15 protein-coding genes are annotated in these 18,010 nt (G+C 50.2%); 8 read left to right on the top strand and 7 right to left on the bottom strand.

The window, feature by feature from the left end:
* Positions 1–64: 64 nt before the first annotated feature.
* Both murU and ACMHXI_RS21735 read right to left on the bottom strand, forming a co-directional pair.
* Positions 65–748 carry an N-acetylmuramate alpha-1-phosphate uridylyltransferase MurU gene (gene murU / locus ACMHXI_RS21740; RefSeq protein ID WP_101059405.1) on the bottom strand — a complete coding sequence of 228 codons (684 nt, stop codon included), beginning with the start codon at positions 746–748 and terminating at the stop codon, positions 65–67.
* The gene (locus tag ACMHXI_RS21735; RefSeq protein WP_101059404.1) at positions 745–1,791 is read right to left on the bottom strand and encodes an aminoglycoside phosphotransferase family protein; all 1,047 of its coding nucleotides are present in this window, start codon (positions 1,789–1,791) and stop codon (positions 745–747) included. Before ACMHXI_RS21735 ends, murU begins: the two co-directional genes overlap by 4 nt.
* A gap of 159 nt (positions 1,792–1,950) precedes the next feature.
* Between ACMHXI_RS21735 and lptD the strand changes: the two genes are divergently transcribed.
* From lptD to ACMHXI_RS21700, 7 genes are all read left to right on the top strand, one after another.
* Positions 1,951–4,263, top strand: a complete 2,313-nt coding sequence (gene lptD, locus ACMHXI_RS21730) for an LPS assembly protein LptD (RefSeq protein WP_025011373.1) — start codon at positions 1,951–1,953, stop codon at positions 4,261–4,263.
* A gap of 114 nt (positions 4,264–4,377) precedes the next feature.
* The gene (gene surA, locus ACMHXI_RS21725) at positions 4,378–5,682 is read left to right on the top strand and encodes a peptidylprolyl isomerase SurA (protein WP_028781628.1); all 1,305 of its coding nucleotides are present in this window, start codon (positions 4,378–4,380) and stop codon (positions 5,680–5,682) included.
* A 5-nt stretch (positions 5,683–5,687) separates the two neighbouring features.
* On the top strand, positions 5,688–6,674 hold the full coding sequence (gene pdxA / locus ACMHXI_RS21720) for a 4-hydroxythreonine-4-phosphate dehydrogenase PdxA (RefSeq protein WP_025889251.1): 987 nt from the start codon (positions 5,688–5,690) through the stop codon (positions 6,672–6,674).
* Positions 6,675–6,689: 15 nt separating this feature from the next.
* Positions 6,690–7,496 (top strand): 16S rRNA (adenine(1518)-N(6)/adenine(1519)-N(6))-dimethyltransferase RsmA, encoded by an 807-nt coding sequence (rsmA, locus tag ACMHXI_RS21715; protein WP_025889249.1) that lies wholly within the window; start codon positions 6,690–6,692, stop codon positions 7,494–7,496.
* Between the two features lie 59 nt (positions 7,497–7,555).
* Positions 7,556–7,936 (top strand): Co2+/Mg2+ efflux protein ApaG, encoded by a 381-nt coding sequence (gene apaG, locus ACMHXI_RS21710; RefSeq protein WP_101059403.1) that lies wholly within the window; start codon positions 7,556–7,558, stop codon positions 7,934–7,936.
* A 13-nt stretch (positions 7,937–7,949) separates the two neighbouring features.
* Positions 7,950–8,771: a symmetrical bis(5'-nucleosyl)-tetraphosphatase gene (locus ACMHXI_RS21705; RefSeq protein ID WP_101059402.1), complete on the top strand. Its 822-nt coding sequence runs from the start codon at positions 7,950–7,952 to the stop codon at positions 8,769–8,771.
* Positions 8,772–8,868: 97 nt separating this feature from the next.
* Positions 8,869–10,890 (top strand): methyl-accepting chemotaxis protein, encoded by a 2,022-nt coding sequence (locus ACMHXI_RS21700; protein ID WP_093982191.1) that lies wholly within the window; start codon positions 8,869–8,871, stop codon positions 10,888–10,890.
* 236 nt (positions 10,891–11,126) lie between these two features.
* Here ACMHXI_RS21700 and ACMHXI_RS21695 read toward each other — a convergent pair whose 3' ends face one another.
* The 3 genes from ACMHXI_RS21695 to ACMHXI_RS21685 all read right to left on the bottom strand — a co-directional run bounded on the left by ACMHXI_RS21695 (position 11,127) and on the right by ACMHXI_RS21685 (position 13,410).
* Positions 11,127–11,561 (bottom strand): energy transducer TonB, encoded by a 435-nt coding sequence (locus ACMHXI_RS21695; RefSeq protein ID WP_208160064.1) that lies wholly within the window; start codon positions 11,559–11,561, stop codon positions 11,127–11,129.
* Between the two features lie 84 nt (positions 11,562–11,645).
* Complete coding sequence (locus ACMHXI_RS21690; RefSeq protein WP_025011367.1) at positions 11,646–11,999, bottom strand: hypothetical protein; 354 nt, start codon at positions 11,997–11,999, stop codon at positions 11,646–11,648.
* Positions 12,000–12,135: 136 nt separating this feature from the next.
* A complete protein-coding gene (locus ACMHXI_RS21685; RefSeq protein WP_025889242.1) occupies positions 12,136–13,410 on the bottom strand; it encodes a hypothetical protein in 1,275 nt (424 codons plus the stop codon).
* A gap of 132 nt (positions 13,411–13,542) precedes the next feature.
* On the opposite strand from ACMHXI_RS21685, the gene ACMHXI_RS21680 reads away from it, so the two are divergent.
* Positions 13,543–13,758, top strand: a complete 216-nt coding sequence (locus ACMHXI_RS21680; RefSeq protein WP_025889241.1) for a hypothetical protein — start codon at positions 13,543–13,545, stop codon at positions 13,756–13,758.
* A 238-nt stretch (positions 13,759–13,996) separates the two neighbouring features.
* Here the strand turns inward: ACMHXI_RS21680 and ACMHXI_RS21675 are convergent, their stop codons facing one another.
* Positions 13,997–15,754 carry a hypothetical protein gene (locus tag ACMHXI_RS21675; protein ID WP_413736150.1) on the bottom strand — a complete coding sequence of 586 codons (1,758 nt, stop codon included), beginning with the start codon at positions 15,752–15,754 and terminating at the stop codon, positions 13,997–13,999.
* Between the two features lie 28 nt (positions 15,755–15,782).
* On the bottom strand, positions 15,783–16,823 hold the full coding sequence (locus ACMHXI_RS21670) for a hypothetical protein (protein WP_144215765.1): 1,041 nt from the start codon (positions 16,821–16,823) through the stop codon (positions 15,783–15,785).
* Between the last annotated feature and the right edge of the window lie 1,187 nt (positions 16,824–18,010).

Genomic DNA, 18,010 nt, shown 5'->3' with positions numbered 1-18,010 from the left:
TGCTTGGCCGGGCCAATACTCAATCTTGAACTGTCTTGTCTTGCGTCCGCTTGCGGGCTCGTGGTTAAACAGTCCCTTTCGCCTGCCTAAGCTCCAGCTGTTGCAACCTGTCCAGTGTGCCGACATCACACCAGTAACCCGTGAAATGACTGCCACTGATAAGCCCCTGCGCCATCTTTTGCCGCAGCAGCGGCGCCAAGGCAAAATGTGTTTGGGCTACCCCATCGAATAACTCGGGGCGATATATTCCCACCCCGGAGAAAGTGTATCTGGGCGCGCCCCTGTCACTGACCCGCGAATAGCCGAATGTTTGCGGCAGCAAGGCGAAGTCTCCCTCGGGATGCTGCGCCGGGTTATCCACCAGAAACAGGTGCGCCAGAGTATCTGCAGCCAAATAGGGCAGCTCAGGCATGGCATCGATAAACACATCGCCGTTAATCACCAAAAAAGGCGCGTTGCCAAGTAGCGGCAGGGCTTTTTTGATCCCGCCGCCGGTTTCCAGCGCCTCAATCTCACGGCTGTAATGAATCGTCACGCCAAAACGGCTGCCGTCTCCCAGGCGTTCAATCAGTTTGTCTGCCTGCCAGGCGCAGTTGATCACCAACTCAGTCACGCCCATGGCGGCCAAACGTTCAATGTGATACTCAATCAAGGGCTTACCGGCCACTGTCACCAGAGGTTTAGGCAGCTTGTCGGTCAAGGGGCGCAGACGCTCCCCTCTGCCGGCTGCCAGAATCATCGCCTTCATTTGTGCTCCTGTGCCTCTGCTTGTGGTCGGGACTGTGATTGTGACTCTTGTTGAGTCAGTGGTAATAACCTCTGCCTGACCCAGGAGGAAAGCGCCTGCAACTGAGGATAACGCTCGCAGATATCGGCCACATAGCCGAGTGTAAGCGGTATATCCTTGAGATAACCTGACTTGCCGTCTCTGTGGTGCAAACGGGCAAAGATACCCGCCGCCTTCAGGTGTCGCTGCACTCCCATGAGATCGAACCAGCGACTGAAGGTGGCATAATCAACACCTTTGCCAACCAACCCCAGCTCGCGACACTGTTCAAAGAAGGCTTTGAGCAGCGGCTCGACTATCGCATCCGGCCAACGTATATAGCAATCTCTCAGCAGCGAGACTGCATCATAGGTCACAGGTCCCAACACGGCATCCTGAAAATCTATTACCCAAAGCTTACCCTCTTTAAGCATCAGATTACGGCTGTGAAAGTCCCTGTGCATGCCGACCTGGGGTTGCGCAAGCGCGCTGGCAGTCAAAATAGCAAAGCTTTCGGCCAACATAGTATGCTCAGCGGCTGTCAGGGAGACTTGCCAGTGTTTATCCAGCAGCCACTCGCTGAAAATCGCCAGCTCGCGTTCGACAAAGGCCGCATCATAGTCCGGCAAGGGGCCAAGTTCACTTTCCCGCACCGCCGCAATATCCGGCAAAATCGCCAGCGCCTTGAGATACCAGTCACTCACATTGGTTTCGGTCAACTCGGGCAACAACAAGTTATCGCCAAGGTCCTGCTGCAGAATAAAGCCCGCTTCCTCATTGAACTCAAGCACCTTGGGCACCCGAATGCCAGCTTGGTGATACGCCCGTGCCAAGGCAATAAAGGGCTTGTTATCCAATAAGTTGGGAGGTGAGTCCGTGACTATGTAATCACAACCATCGACATTGAGACGAAAATAACGCCGAAAGCTGGCATCACCGGAAATCAGCTTGGCTTGCAAGGGCTTACCGAAAAGTTGCTGCAACCAGCACGACATGGAAAGAAATCTGGGATCAGACAAGGTCATCTCATGGCTCTTGACGAAAAATTGCTTTATTATACCGAGGTAAAAAACAGGAAACAGCCAATAAATACAGAGTTTTTTATGGCTGCGTTGCCCGAGGCAGGATGCAACTTTTCCCTCCGAAACTTGTCCAGACAAAGAAATCTAAATAATTGACCTAAGATGCAGATCCGATATTTTCTGGCATTGAGCCTTTTACCTCCCCTGACGCTGGCTGAAACCCTTCCTCAGGAGGGCGGCAACAACGCTCAATGTGTTATCTTGCCTCCGGTTCCCTATCATCAGGATGGGGAAAGCAGCGGCCCTTTGGCCGATCAAAAAATACAGATCCATTCTGACGCCTCTTCGGCGCAATTGGGACGCGAGGCGACCTTCGAAGGCAATGTGACCTTTTCTCAGGCCGGGCGCAAAATTTCCGCCGAAAGAGCCACAGTCAACCAGCAGGAGCAGCAGCTAACCGCTCAGGGCAACCTGGTGTTTCAAGACCCGCTGTTTACAGTGACCGCCGACTCGCTGATGGCGCAGATGCGTTCCAACAACGCCACCCTGGAAGGCGCTCAGTACTGGCTCCACGGCCAGCAAGTTCACGGTGACGCCCAGAAACTGGAAATTACCCAGAACAACAACCTGGTATTGAACAACACCAACTTCACCACTTGCCCACCGGATAATGTCTCCTGGCTGCTGGAAGCCGAGAAGATCAAAATCGACAGCAAGGAAGAGTGGGGGGAGATCTGGGATGCCAAACTCAGAATAGGTGGCGTGCCGGTATTCTATATTCCCTATATGACAGTGCCGGTTTCGGAGAAACGCAAGACAGGTTTCCTGTTCCCCAGCTTCAGTTCCAGCACCACCAACGGGATCGAAATCGCCACCCCGTTTTATTGGAACATAGCGCCTGAGTACGATCTGACCTTTACCCCGCACTATATGTCGTCGCGGGGCTTGTTTACCAAGACAGAATTCCGCTATCTGCTGGGCGATCCCGGCGACCGGCAAACGCCTACCGGCCAGTTCAACCTCGAATATCTGGGCAGCGATAACATGCTCGATGGCAGCCCCAACCGCTATATGTATCACTGGGAGCACAGCGATGCCCTGGATGAAAACTGGCGGGTGCTGGCCAACTATACCGATGTCTCGGACAATAACTACTTCAACGATCTCAAGTCTGATGTCAATCGCGCCACGGACAACCAGTTATCCCGGGTTGGCGAAATCGCCTACTTCACCGACAACTGGGACTTCAGCGCCAGAGTGCAGGACATCAAGGTACTGGGCAAGGAAGAGCGTCCTTATCAGGTGATGCCACAGCTGAACTTCAACTACCGTACCCCTGGGGTGTGGGAAGGCCTGGATTTCAGCTTCGCCTCCGAGATAACCAACTTCCGTCATAAAGAAGATATATACACCACCGCCAGCCGGGTACATATGGAGCCCAGTATCCGTCTGCCAATCCATGGCCCGGCGGGGTCACTGACCAGTGAGGTCAAGCTGATGCAGACCAACTACTGGCAGCACAATATCCAGCAGCCCGAGTTGGATGACAGTGTCAGCCGTACCTTACCTCAGGTGAGGGTTCACGGTCAGATAAACTTCGAGCGTTATACCGAATACTTCAACCAGAACTACCGCCAGACGCTGGAGCCCCAGTTCCAATACCTGTATGTTGGCTATGAAGATCAGTCCAATATCGGTCTCTACGACACAGGTGAACTGCAGCAGGACTATTTTGGCCTGTTCCGCGACCGCCGCTTCTCGGGCCTGGACCGTATCGCCGATGCCAACCAATTGACTCTGGGTTTGACCACCCGACTGTTTGATGAGCGTAACCTGGAACAGCTGAAATTCAGCCTGGGCCAGATCATCTACTTCGACGACAGTAAAGTCAGCCTCTATGAGAATGAACTCACCGAGCAGCCGTCCACTTCGGTACTGGCCGCCGAGCTGGATGCCAGAATCTACAAAGACTGGTTTGTCAGCGGTGCTATTCAATACGACACCCGTTACAGCTCCAACAAGAAGAGTGAAGCAACCCTGGACTACCGCCCCGGCCCCAACAAGCTGCTACAGTTCAGCTATCGTTACGTGCCGGATCTGCTCAACAGCAACACCAATGACAGAGTGGATATCTCCCAGGCCGGTGTCCGTACCACCTGGCCAATTACCGACAGCCTCTATTTTGTCGGCAACTGGTATTACGATCTCAAAGAGGAACGTTCGGTGGAAACCTATACCGGCTTCCAGTACGAGTCATGCTGCTGGGCAGTGCGTCTGAGTTACCACTACCGCATCAAGACCAACTACGAGGACGACCTCAAGAATGCAGTGCTCAACGAGCGTGAGATGTTCGAAACCGGTGTCTACCTCAACTTTGTGATCAAAGGCCTCGGCGGCTCAGGCCCACTGGGGGTCAGCGACATGCTGGATGAAGGTCTGTTCAACTACCGCAAACCACTTTATCTGAGGAATTAATCAAGATTTGTGGTAGATTGCTGAACCTCGGACGGGACAGAGAGTCCAATCTGGACAACCCAGGCCGCTGCCATCGGCGGCCAACGAAACGAAAATGTGGCAAGGATTTTGTGGATGAAACCCTGTAAGAAACTGATTTTTGGATTTTTTGCTCTAGTCATGAGCCAGGCTGCCCTGGCAGCACCACAGCTGCTGGATCGCGTTGCAGTGCAGATCAACGACGGCATAGTGCTGGAAAGCGAAGTCCAGAACATGGTCGACACTGTTAAGGCCAACGCCAAGGCCGCCGGCCAGAGTCTGCCTTCGGATCAGGCGCTGCGCACCCAGGTTATTGAGCGTTTGATCCTGACCCGTCTGCAACTGCAGATGGCCGACCGTATCGGCCTGCATATCGGGGATCTGCAGCTGGACCAAACCATAGAAAACATTGCCAAGCAACAGAACATGACTGTCGCCCAGATGCGCGCCGAAATTGAAGCCGATGGCAGCAGCTTCAGCCAATACCGCGAGCAACTGCGTGAAGAAGTAACCATAGGCGAGATCCAGCGTATTCAAGTACAGCGCCGAATTCAGGTTTCACCCCAGGAAATCAATAACCTGGTGAAGCTGATCAAGGAACAGGGCCTGAAAGACGTGGAATACCAGGTTGGCCACATTCTGATTGAAGTGCCTTCCAACCCCACTTCAGAGCAACTGGAAGGAGCCAGCAAGCGTGCCAATGCCGTGCTGGAGCGCCTGAAATCCGGTGCCGACTTCCGTGAAACCGCCATTGCTTCTTCCGCCGGTCCCAAGGCGCTGGAAGGCGGTATCTGGGATTACATGAACATCAATGAGATGCCTACCCTGTTTGCCGAAGTGATCACAGATGCCAAGAAAGGCGACATCATAGGCCCTATCAAGAGTGGTGCCGGTTTCCATATCATCAAGATTATGGACGCCCGCGGCCTGCAGACCAAAGAAGTCGAGGAAGTCAGAGCCCGCCATATCCTGCTCAAGCCGTCACCGATCCTGTCTGAAGACAGAGCCAAGGCGATGCTGCAGCAGTTCCTCAAACAGATCCGCAGCGGCGAAGCCAAGTTTGAAGATCTGGCGCGTCAGTACTCGGAAGATCCCGGTAGTGCCACCAAAGGCGGTGAGCTGGGTTGGGCCGATCCCGGCATTTATGTGCCCGAGTTCGCCCAGACACTCAACAGCCTGAAGCAGGGTGAAATCAGTGAGCCGTTCCGCTCAACTCACGGCTGGCACATCACTCAGCTGGAAGAGAGACGCAAAACAGATGCCACAGATCAGTTCAATACCAACCGTGCGCATCAGTTGATCTTCCGCCGCAAATTCAACGAAGAGTTACAGAACTGGCTGGACGAAATGCGGGCCGACGCATACATTGAACTCTTCGACCCAGAAACTGACAGAGGTTAAGTCGCTTGGACATTAAACGTATTGCCATTACCCCCGGAGAGCCTGCCGGCATAGGCCCGGATCTGGTAGTACAGCTGGCGCAGCGCGACTGGCCGGCCGAGCTGGTTGTGTGCGCGGATCCTGCCTTGTTGCAGGCGCGCGCCAAGATGCTGGGGCTCAGTCTCCAGCTCAAGCCTTACCAGCCAAGCCAAGCGGCCAAGCCACAGCAAGCCGGTAGTTTGACCATAGTGCCCTTCCCCATGGCCTGTGAGCCTCGCTGCGGCGTGCTCAATGAGCAAAACAGCGCCTATGTGGTCGACACCCTGCGTTATGCGGGTGAGAAGAATATGAACGGCGAGTTTGATGCCGTGGTGACAGGTCCGGTACACAAGGGCATTATCAATCAGGCCGGGATCCCATTCTCCGGCCATACCGAGTTCTTTGCCCATCAGGCCGGTTGTCAGGATGTGGTGATGATGCTCGCCTGCCCCGGTCTGCAGGTAGCCCTGGTGACCACTCACATTCCACTGGCTTACGTTTCCAAAGCGATCACCCGTGAACGCCTGCATCAGATCATCAGGATACTGCACCAGGATCTGGTGAATAAGTTTGCCCTGGACAACCCCAAGATTTATGTCTGTGGCCTTAACCCCCATGCCGGTGAAGATGGCCATCTGGGACGGGAAGAGCTGGATGTAATCATCCCGGCGCTGAACGAGCTCAGAGAGCAGGAACAGATGCGTATCATAGGCCCTCTGCCTGCCGATACCCTGTTCCAACCCAAGTATCTGCAAGACGCCGATGTGGTGCTGGCCATGTACCACGACCAGGGCCTACCTGTGCTCAAGTCACAGGGCTTTGGCAAGTCGGTAAACATCACTCTGGGCCTGCCCTATATCCGCACTTCGGTGGATCACGGCACGGCGCTGGAACTCGCAGGCACAGGCAAGGCCGATATCGGCAGCTTCGTCTGTGCACTCAACAAGGCCATAGAACTGGCCGGCAAAAACTGATCCAACTGAGTATCAATGAGCAATAAAGTACACTTAGGCCATACCGCCAGAAAACGTTTCGGACAAAACTTCCTGACCGATGACAATGTGATCAACCGTATTGTGGCGGCTATCGCCCCGGATAATGAGCATGTCATGGTCGAAATCGGCCCGGGTCTGGCGGCCCTGACCGAACCTGTGGCCAGTGCCATAGACAAGCTGACCGTGGTCGAGCTGGACAGAGATCTGGTAGAACGCCTGAAGCAGCATCCTGTGCTGAAAGACAAGCTGGAAATTCATCAGGGCGATGCCCTGCAGTTTGACTTCAACAAACTCATGGTCGAGGGCAAGAAGCTCAAGGTCTTTGGTAACCTGCCATACAATATCTCCACACCACTGATGTTCCATCTGTTCGAATATGCCGAGCAGATCACCAACATGCACTTTATGTTGCAAAAAGAGGTGGTGTTGCGGCTTTCAGCCAGCCCGGGCAGCAAGGCCTATGGCCGCCTCACTGTCATGGCCCAATACTATTGCCAGGTAGTGCCGGTACTGGAAGTGCCTCCGGGCAGCTTCACGCCGCCACCTAAGGTCGATTCCGCCGTCGTGCGTCTGGTACCCTATGAAACCAAACCCTGGCCGGCCAAAGACGTTGCCATGCTCGGCAAGGTAACCAGCACCGCCTTCAACATGCGCCGCAAGACCCTGAGAAATAACCTCAAGGGGCTGCTTGGTGATGCCGATTATGAGACCCTGGGAATCGATCCCGGCCTCAGACCCGAGCAGATTAGTGTCGAGCAGTATGTTGCCATCGCCAACTTGCTGAGCGACCGCCAGGCGTAACATCCGGACGCCGGGCGGCGTCCTTCCTTTCCATCAGAGATTTTGGCCAGGAACTTAAGATGAATCCCCAGAAAAGCCGTATCAGAGTCGAGGTACAGACCCAGTACATAGAACACCAGTCTGCGCCGGATGAAGACAAGTATCTTTTCAGTTACACCATCACCATTATCAATCTGAGTGATGAGGCGGCGACCCTCAAGAGTCGTCACTGGGTGATCACTGATGGCAATGGCCAACAGAGCGAGGTTCAGGGCGCCGGTGTCGTCGGTGAAACCCCGAGGATCAAGCCCAATACTGCCTACCAATACAGCAGCGGCACAGTGCTGGAAACGCCGCTGGGCTTTATGGAAGGCCGTTACCTGATGGAAACCGATGCGGGCGAGAGTTTCTACGCCCAGATCCCTCCTTTCCGCCTGGCCGTACCCGGCCAGGTACACTGATGGGCAGATAACAGTGGCTCACTATTTTGTCGGCGATATTCAGGGCTGTTTCAACGAGTTGCAACGCCTGCTGGAGAAAGTCGATTTCAATCCCTCCAAGGACGAACTTTGGGCGGTCGGCGATCTGGTCGCCCGCGGTCCGGATTCTCTCTCGACCTTGAGATTCTTCCGCGATCTCGGCGGTTCGGCCAAGTCGGTACTGGGTAACCATGATCTGCATCTGCTGGCGGTCAAGGCCGGGCTCAAACGCGCCAAACCCAGCGACAAGCTGCAACCACTGTTGGAAGCCGCTGATATCGACAGCCTCATCGACTGGGTTAGAACCCAGCCCCTGATGCGCGAACTGCCCGAGCACAAACTCATTATGACCCATGCGGGCGTGCCGCCCCAGTGGGACATCCAAACTTTACGCCAGGAAGCAGGCGCCGTCAGCCAGGCATTGCAAAGAGCCGACTATTTAGACAGTCTCATCGCCAGGATGTACACAGAAGAGCCGGAAGATTGGTCCGGTGAGCTCAGCGGCCTGCCCAGACTCAGGTACTGTATCAACGCCCTGACCCGGATGCGTTACCTCTATCTCGACGGCACGCTGGATTTCAGCTGCAAGGTGCCACCGGCCAAATGTGAAGACCCCAATCTCAAACCCTGGTTTTTATTCCCATCCAACACCGCTGACTACACCCGGGTCTTTGGCCATTGGGCCGCGCTGATGGGCAAGGTCGAAGGCGAAAGACTGCAGGCGCTGGACACCGGCTGTTGCTGGGGAGAATACCTGACACTCTGGCACCTGGAATCAGATCAAAAAATTACCCAACCCAGGTTAAAAAAAGGTTAAACTTAGCGGACGTCGGCCGATAACCATCTGGTAACGTGCCCATGAAAACTAAAAGATTTTTCCCAAGAGAAAAACCATAACCTTTCCGGAGTAGCCTATGAAGTTGAATGTAGCGACCCGAGTCATAGCAGGGTTTGCCGTAGTCACCCTGCTATTGATCCTGCTTGGTGCTGTTTCCTGGTTCACCAACAATGAGCTGAAAAACACCACCGAAGTTCTACAGCAACTGAGTATCCCGGCACTCAAATCAACCGGCGAGCTGGGCGAAACCCTCAGCGAACAGCAAAGGTTGGTTCTGGTGGGTTACCATGTCACCAAGGCCAATAAACTCCCGCCTATCCAACAGCAGTTTGCCAGTCAAAAGCAAAACTTCAAGGCGCAATTTGCCAGTCTGTCAAAGCTGGTACAGCACGAGCCCGGGCTCAAAGAGATCCTGCCCCAGGTAGAGCGCAATTATCAGGCCTTTATCAACACCAGCGAACGCATGATGGCCGACCACCTCAGCGCCCTGGAGCAACAGGAAAGCCTCAATAAACAGCGGGATCAGCTGGAAACAACCGCCGATGATGCTGCCAGTCTGCTGCTGGATCTGATGGATCTGGAACAGAGCCAAGACACGACTGAGCGGGAGATTGCCGCTTCCGCCGCCGCTCTGGACAGCAATGTCACCAATGTGATCAGTACTGTTTACGATCTGGTCGCCACCGAAGAGCGCAGCAAGTACGAAATCATAGTCAAAGAACTTAGCTATATCATCAATGAAGCCGAGGCCAAGCTGGAGTACATCAGTCGCCATGGCGCCGGTGTCATCGATGCCGATGTACTCAACGAAATGAACAGCGAGCTTGGCAAACTCAGCCAACATCTTAAGGGCAAAAACTCGATTCAGGCCCAAAAAGCGACCCAACTTGAGCTCAAGGCCAGTACTCAAGTGGCGCTGAATCAAGTGGAAACCGACAAGAAGAACGTCAATCAGGCAATGGGGGCTCTTTCCGGTGCCATCGAAACCCTGACCAACGAGATTAACGCCAAAACCTTGGCCAGTATCGACTCGGCCAGTATGCAGACCCTATTGGTAGTACTGGTGGCGATAGTGGTTGCCATAGCTGTGAGTATTGCCGTGGTGAAACCACTGACCGCCTCACTCAACCGTATCAATCAGGCATTGAATATCCTAGCTTCCGGTGACTTGACCCATAAGCTGGATGACTCTGGTCAGGATGAGTTTGCCGAGCTTTCCCGCAACTGCAACCGCCTTATCGACAGTCTCAGAGGTCTTATTCGCGGCATTTTGGATAGATCCAACCAATTGGCAGCCGCCGCCGAACAAACCTCGGCGGTCACCTCACAAACTACTATCGGGATCCAGGAGCAGAAGAGCCAGGTGGATCAAGTGGCAACGGCGACCACAGAGCTGAGCTCCAGTGCCCAGCAGGTATCCCACAGCGCCGACCACGCCCTGAACCAGATTAAACAGGCCGATGAAGAAGCCCAGCATATGCGGATGATTGCCGAAGAAAACCGCCGCACCATAGAAGCGCTGGCCGAAGAAGTCGCCAAGGCGGGGCAAGTGATCAACAAGGTGCATTCCGACAGTGATGCCATAGGCTCGATTCTGGATGTTATTCGCGGCATTGCCGAGCAGACTAATCTACTGGCACTCAACGCCGCCATTGAGGCCGCCAGGGCCGGCGAACAGGGACGCGGCTTTGCCGTTGTGGCCGATGAGGTACGCAACCTCGCATCCCGCACCCAGGAGTCGACCCAGGAGATCCAGCAAATGATCCAGGTGTTGCAAACAGGCACCCAAGAGGCGGTCGCTGTCATGGAACAAGGCCGCGCCCAGGCCAACTCCTGCGTCGCCAAGACAGAGCAAGCCAATCAGGCTCTGGAAGCCATCAGCGAATCTGTTCATCAGGCTTTCGATGCCGGAACCCAAATCGCCAACGCCGCTCAGGAGCAGAACCTGGTCAGCCAGCAGGTTTCAGAAAAACTGGAACATATTGCGCTGATATCGGAAGAAACCGCCTCAGGCGCCGATCAGACCGCCCAATCCAGCCATCAGGTGGCGCAACTCGCCGAAGAGTTGCAGGCTTCGGTTGGCGAGTTCAAAGTCTAATCTTAAAACCATCGGCCGTCTTCCCCGGAAGGTTTATCGCGGGGACGACGGCCTAGCTCAAAATAGCCAAATAACATTGATTGGGCTTCCGATGACGGATGTTTCATTGCCTGCAGCGGGGATAATGCCGTGAAGAACAGGATGAACGCTGCAAGCAAGGGGCAGGCTAAAATACAGAATGAAGTGACAGGAGCCAGCATTTAATGGTCCCGCTGAACTGATTTATTCTGTGAACGCTATTCACATACCATAGTTGCCTGTTGCTTACATTTTGAGAGTGACTCTGCTTCTGAACTACCACCCATACAAAAATCCAACCTTAACAACTTTTCTTCATTTACTGGCGTTTTGTCCTCTGCTAGCTTCCAATGCCAGTCTTTAATTACGTCAGTTGCTGGCTTTGAAATGGTCTTTTTAGGCACAGAGCTTATGAGAGTGATGCTCTCGGTTGAACCGTTTTCATCGACTGTGACCTTAAATACTCCGCAACCAGCTACACCTTTCATTGCTAACTCAACGGGATAGCGAGGCATGAATTCCTTGTCTCGAAGCCAAGTACTTTCCGTTTTTGTTGGTTCCAAATAGGTTAATTCTACAGAGGCATAGTTACTGGCAGCGATTGTTCCAGTAGACAAAAAACAGATGGTGAAAAGTAAATTTTTGTAGCTCATAAAACCTTCATTAGTGAGTTCACATAAAGGCAAAAACAGCGGTGCGCTCAACCCTCAGGGCAATGCTACCTTTGCTTGTTATGTTTATTTGGTTGCAGACCATGTAACGTTACTTTCTTTAATACCAAGACCCTGTTTGAATTTGACAGGAAACTCTAGGCTAGGTTTGCCAACCCAGCCACGCTCTAAATAGAGATTGTATCCGTCACCATTCTGTTCGTATCGAACGGCTGAAAGCCATATTCCATCCCAATCGCCTAAGAACTCTAAATCTCTAAGGCTTTTGGGGTATACACCATTTCTAAGTTTATGAAGCTCAATTATTGACACCGCGGAAACGAAGTTTTGTGTTCCAAACTTTTCATCAGCCCCCGGTACTTCAAAGTTACACCCGCTCAGGAAACCAACAAGTACAATAATCGCGATTAATTTCTGCATTAATTAGAGTTCCTTCGTTGGATTTTAAACATAACGTCCACAACAGGGGCCAAACAGAGTGGAGCCAATTTGCGGTAGAATGAGTGAAGCGAACCGCAAATTGGCGGAGCATAGTTTGGTCCCTTGCTTGTGATTGTTAATCGGAATCTAGCTGGCCACCTGCCTTTTCGGCTTCTGCTATCAAATCTTCCCACGGCCATTTAACAGTGGAAAATCGCCTGTAAAGCAATAATTGCCTGTCTACCACGCTTATTTCTTCGGTCGCAGTATTGTAGGTAACGACCAAGCCGCGCCCATCTTCATCAACCTGCAACTCTGGCAGTTTCTCTAAAATTGTTTTCAAGTTTCCATATTGAATTCTATCTTGTTTCGCGTGAGCCTTTTCATAAATTGATTTTGCAGGCAATCCATTTATTAACTCGCTATCTGTAGAAGCAATGATTGCACTCATCGCATGAGCATAAATTCCAGTTGCATTTTTCCGAGAACGAATACCTTTTGAAACCAGCTTTGAAAATTGCTGGTATACAGGATTCAATTGTTCGGCGTATTCCATCGCAGCGGAATCAACAAAATTTACATCATCCAATTTTTGATTGAGAAATCGCTTTTCTTCAATGTTGGCTTGGTCTAATGTTAAAAGTGTTAGTTGTTGCAATACTCCTGCATTCCCATATGCCAACTCTACTAGTTTGTTTTTTACTGGATCAGCAACAGATAGATTGAGAGTTCCTGAACCTTTATTTATTATTTTTGTTAAATCAGAGTTCGACCAATCAACTGGAATTTCTTCTACCCTTCCAGAAAGGTCTGGGTTTAGATGCAACAAAAGATTTGTTTCCGACCACACGCCGACTATTATTAAAAATACGCCATAATCCCATAACGCTTTTAAATCGAAAGCAAACCCCTTTCTATTTTCGGTCGACATGTAATGAAAATCTTCTATGATCAACCTTCTATCTGAAGCTTTTATTATGTCCGCAATAAATCTCAAATCCTCGATGTCTTTACCAATAGACTTTTCGTTCTTTTGTCCAGTTCCATTAATCTCACCCTGTAGATCGACACCGATTTTTCCAAGAAGATTTACGCCGACTGCTCCTGATGCCTTGATAGATCCTTTGACAGATCCTGTACGCGATTCGCTTATAGTTAACTTGATATCGAGCTGGGAGAGCGCGTCAACATAAATATCAATGAAAGACTTATGCAAACGACATTGAACTACGATGGGATTTTCGACGACCCTCAGTCTTAGCCAGGATTTTCCACTTTTCGAAGGTCCACGAATTGCTACATGTCTCGTGCGCAACAATGCTTTTTGCAATCTCGAGTCAAGCTCACCTCTATCAACATATGACGCATCTCTTATTTCGGGCGATATTCCAAAAACTTGATCTGTACGCACCTAATCCTCCTATTTCGATTAGACATAATGATTCCCTGTGCAGGTGTCGGCCTCCGTGTTTTTTCGTGTATTAGTTAAACCAGAGCCACACTGCTTGTTGATCCAATAGGCAAACAATCACAGGAGGCCGACATGTCTAAAGCTAACACACTTTTTATCGGGTTGGACGTATACAAGGAGACCACTGACGTGGCCTGGGTTTCTGATAAGTCTGCTGAGACTGTGCATTACCATGGCACAATCCCAACCAACCTGCGTTCATTCGATAAACTCATTAAAAATCAAACAGCCAAGACCAGTAAAATCTGTGCTATCTATGAGGCTGGTCCCTGCGGCGAACACAAGTAATGCGAATAACCAAACTCGCGCGGCTCTATTAAAAAGAGTGCAAGGTCAACCGCCGACACTTACTCGCCAAAGTCCGACTGTCAGAGTGTCCTTACCGGAGACCCAAAAATCTCCGGTAAGGACACTTTTACCTATTTGACAATGGGAATCATATCAACGCCGCGCTCTGCGGCAAATTTGGAGCGCAGCGGAAAATTTGTCCGACAGCAGCGCCTTGTTATGCCATCTTGCGAGCCCATTATTTTTTAGGCTTTTCAAACATCATCTTACCAATCCACCAAATTGACCGCCCAACATTGGAAATCAATTGTTGCCCTTGCCTTAAAAACGAATTTTCAGTGTCAATTCCGGCAAGCTCTAAGGCTTCTCCGATTTTTGAACTTGTCGGGTGTGCATCACCTACTCGCATATCATAAGCACCTACAATTGAACCAAAAACTTTACGAGCAGCATCATCTCCAACTGTCTGGGATAGTATGTCTTGAAGTAGTTTGTTTGAGCCAAGTTTATCCTTATTCGCATGTACTGATAACGCCCGCAACTCTTTGACATTAAGCCGGTCAGAGAAAACGCGTACAATTTCTTTTGCTAGCCTTAATAATGACGCTTGATCTTTACTTTCGAATCTGGATATTTTCTTTAAGGCTTCTTTTCGATCTATATCATGTGAGAAAAGAGAAACATTAAACTCTTGCTTAAATCCATTCTCCAGCATGCTCATTACTTCGAATAGTAACTCCTCTACTGCATGTGTGGATGCGGGTTGAGCCTTAACCTGAGAATCTAACAACTCACTGGAAACCTTGCCCTCTGGGACTACATTATGTGCGGCCCATATGTGCTGTTCCCATGAAGGGAGGCGAGCAATATCATAAGCATATACTGTCATGAAATCCGCTGAGTTTACTCCAAAGTGAATTCGATAACCGGACGTTGAGTGAATAGAACCTGTTTCTGCTGTATACCATTCAAGTGAGAAGCCTCGTAGTCCCAACAGCTCATTTACAATACTTGGACGAAACCACAGCCACCTTCCAACGTCTTCATTGTTTAGTTCAGATGATGCGATGCGAGTACTATCTGTTTCAACTATGAATTGAGGTAGATTTGTATCAGCGTCTCCTCTAACGCGTTTGCTTATGCCTTGGTGTTCAATCCATTCATCCCGCCAAAATTCTCCTTCCACCCGTACACCATCATAACCGGATTTGTTTCCTTCAGACTTTTCATAATCAGTATTTTCGTTTGTTTCGGGCCCCATCACAGGAGCATCTTCCTCTTCGTCTACATCTGTACGCCAAGCACGAAGCATTGCCCAGCTACCGCCAAATATATCATTCACATTGCGAATACGAAGTTCATAACGGCCGCCATCCCTTTCTTCTTGGTGGCCTTCTAGGTCAGCATATTCGCTATTTTCAAGTGTCGGTACGTTTTCAACTCTTTGTCGATAGTACGATAGCCTTAGACATAAATTTCTAGCCGCTAAATAGTCGAGAAGAAACTCTCTTTTTATTTCGATCAGGCGCTGCTCCCCTTTGTCATCGAGAACCTCCCGAGCTACTACTACAAAATTTTCTTCTGGCCTTACCCAATTATTCCCCTCTTTTATAAGACGAAGCGCTACTACTAAGTCAGGATTCAATATCCATAAACTTCCGCCAACTACGGGTTGAGGGTGCTCAAATATAAGATGGACTCCGATTGGTTCTTTGTCATTCCATTGGTACTGTTCAATTGTAGAATAATAACCATCTTCATAGGCATAAGCTTGAGGGGTACAACTAATCCCAATATCATTCCAGCTAGCTTTTTCTGCTATTTCTCTGTGCTCTGGAGGAAATGCTACAGAACCACAACCAAAGTACTCGTCAACGTGCCCTATATATTTGCAGTTTCCTTTTTCATCGTTAATTGATGCTCTCAAAGGCACCCAAGTAGACTTTGAAAAAGTCCGGCGTGTTTCCTTTTTTTGAAGAATCCAATCTTGATTCATTGGTCATCAGTTCCTTTGGCATAACGCCTCAAGCAGAGGCGCCGACTTTGTCGGCGTCCTTCTGGCTTGAATTGTTAGGCCAATTTAGCGTTGACGAAAGGAGTTGGTGAGCAAACTTTATATCTTTAAATTGCTCTTCTCCTACTACTAAACCCTTATTCTTTACTTTTATCTTAGGATGAACCTGATTTCTTGATGCTTTCAAGAACTCCATCATCGCTTGTCCGCTAAATGTATAATCGCCAGTCTCGTAATTGGGTATCCAGCCAGCAGCAGAACATACCTTTATCAGGGTATCCAAAGTCCACGTCAGAGGATTCTTAGACTTCAGGACTCGATTCGTTAACCCTAGAGTTGTCAGTGTTTTTCTTATATGAGCTTCATTTTCAAGGCATGTCAAAATCAATCTGGACTCAATGGCTGATCCGAGCATTACTGCCGCCGCCAAGAAAGAACCAGCGTCCTCACAGACGCGGGCCTCATTCTCATAGTATATTGCGATTGATTTTAGTTTTGCGTGCTCGTCTTTTTGGAAAACTGCAACCCTTCCTGCATCGTGCAACTTATAGAACTCTTCTGGATCATTGATATACAGGTCTCTTAAATCATCAGCGCCGAACTCGCTAAATGCCTCCAGAAGCTTCTGCTCCATAACTAAATCATACTCTTTAGACAAGCTCTTATACTCATCAGGCGCTTCTGATATTGGCCAATACTCATCATCAGAGAGCCCGTAAGACTTTTCGACAGCACGCATTTTCTCTGATATTGGCCCAAGAATGTCTTCGTACTGCCCATTACTCCATCTTGCTTCGTGTATCTGGACCTCAATTGCATAGCATCTATGAAACGCGAGCTCGTGCTCAGAAATATCACCTGCTTCGTATCTAGCTTGCGCGATCTTTATATAAAGCTTGGCGCGAGCCTCAAGGGAGGGAAGATCGCTAAAATCTATTTTTTGAGGAAACTCTGTATTTTTAAGCAGATCCTCTAAAGCAATCGCTTTTTCAGCTCGCTCTTGAAAATGCTTTATTGCTTCCACCACTTCAGGTGGTAACTCCTCATTCATTTAAGATTCTCTCAGAGCTATAGGGGCCTAACAGCTGTATAGTGCGCATGCGCGTTTTAGTCCTCGGAGGAGTGTAAACGCGCATCGCTATCTGCTTGTATTAGCTGGATATAATACCATTTAGTCCAAATATCCCTTGCAGCTAAACGCGCATGCGCGGTTTCCAAACCTATTATCTACCAGCTATATTTTTTAACTTTATGAATTTGATACTATTTTCTAAATATTACAGAAATAACGCACAAACTTAGCTGCAAATTCCCGGCATTTTGTCCGGAACGTCAATAATACTGTATAAAAATCAGCTCTGAGGTACTTGTCATAGGCGCTTCAAGCCGCACAACCAAGGGCCCTACAACCCAGGCCCTACAAAAAAACGCTAAGTAAGGCCATAGCTACCGCACGGGTCCAAACTCTGTTCGTCCCTGAATTCCGCTTAATGCGGAAAAGTGTTGTTGCTTTCGGCCTTAAGCTTAAGAAAGTGCTAAATCCAAAGTATTGAATTGGTTATACAATAGCCAGCATTGAATGTTAAAACAATTAGCCAAAGGTCAAGTTTTGACAAAGGCAACAAAACCCTGATTTGGGTTGTTTTTGCAACAGAATTGACTGGGTGTTTGCATTCTTCCCTTTTTTCGACAGTCATAGTCCCACCTAGTACTGGCCGAGCTTCCGGCCACGGTGTAGCTAATCACCTGCGGTGCGCTTTTCGCACAGGCGATCCTGTGACTCGGCGAGAGTTGCGCAGCAACATGCTTTCGAGCGCGAGCCAGGGATGTTGAGCTGGCCGTTAAACAGGGATGTTGTTGTGAATACGTCCATGTAGCCTCGACGAAAACGTCCCTGTTTTCGACGGTCACAGTTTCGCCTGTGCCTGAAAATGAGGTGTATGCCTGCAGATCTTTCAAATGGTTCAAGCTACTCAGGGCTAACAGAATTGCACTAATTCCCCCCTCGGTGTCGCCGAAAGTCGTTGGCGCAAATAACGTGGCTGAGGCATGGATGCCGAAGCAGCGACAGTCGAATCAGGGATGAGCGTCTGAAGCGGTAGTTATTTGCGCCATTAGGCCGAGGGGCTTTCGACACCGTGTGGGGGCGGCAAGGGAGATCCAAGAGGGGATTGCTGTTGATCCCTTCTTGGTCGGGTGTGGGGCGAAGCTCCACGACTTTACGCCGCTGGCACAGCG

It is taken from the genome of Shewanella sp. BJSY2023SW005, from assembly GCF_047314585.1.
GTDB classification, from domain to species: Bacteria; Pseudomonadota; Gammaproteobacteria; order Enterobacterales; family Shewanellaceae; genus Shewanella; species Shewanella algae.
Note: the sequence above shows the minus strand (reverse complement) of the source record. Positions and strands in the feature narration are given on the sequence as shown.

What these genes read in the sequence shown, in the direction of transcription:
- murU (WP_101059405.1), bottom strand. Translation starts at nt 748, where the DNA reads ATGAAGGCGATGATTCTGGCAGCCGGCAGAGGGGAGCGTCTGCGCCCC.
- ACMHXI_RS21735 (WP_101059404.1), bottom strand. Translation starts at nt 1,791, where the DNA reads ATGACCTTGTCTGATCCCAGATTTCTTTCCATGTCGTGCTGGTTGCAG.
- lptD (WP_025011373.1), top strand. Translation starts at nt 1,951, where the DNA reads ATGCAGATCCGATATTTTCTGGCATTGAGCCTTTTACCTCCCCTGACG.
- surA (WP_028781628.1), top strand. Translation starts at nt 4,378, where the DNA reads ATGAAACCCTGTAAGAAACTGATTTTTGGATTTTTTGCTCTAGTCATG.
- rsmA (WP_025889249.1), top strand. Translation starts at nt 6,690, where the DNA reads ATGAGCAATAAAGTACACTTAGGCCATACCGCCAGAAAACGTTTCGGA.
- apaG (WP_101059403.1), top strand. Translation starts at nt 7,556, where the DNA reads ATGAATCCCCAGAAAAGCCGTATCAGAGTCGAGGTACAGACCCAGTAC.
- ACMHXI_RS21700 (WP_093982191.1), top strand. Translation starts at nt 8,869, where the DNA reads ATGAAGTTGAATGTAGCGACCCGAGTCATAGCAGGGTTTGCCGTAGTC.
- ACMHXI_RS21695 (WP_208160064.1), bottom strand. Translation starts at nt 11,561, where the DNA reads ATGAGCTACAAAAATTTACTTTTCACCATCTGTTTTTTGTCTACTGGA.
- ACMHXI_RS21690 (WP_025011367.1), bottom strand. Translation starts at nt 11,999, where the DNA reads ATGCAGAAATTAATCGCGATTATTGTACTTGTTGGTTTCCTGAGCGGG.
- ACMHXI_RS21680 (WP_025889241.1), top strand. Translation starts at nt 13,543, where the DNA reads ATGTCTAAAGCTAACACACTTTTTATCGGGTTGGACGTATACAAGGAG.
- ACMHXI_RS21675 (WP_413736150.1), bottom strand. Translation starts at nt 15,754, where the DNA reads ATGAATCAAGATTGGATTCTTCAAAAAAAGGAAACACGCCGGACTTTT.
- ACMHXI_RS21670 (WP_144215765.1), bottom strand. Translation starts at nt 16,823, where the DNA reads ATGAATGAGGAGTTACCACCTGAAGTGGTGGAAGCAATAAAGCATTTT.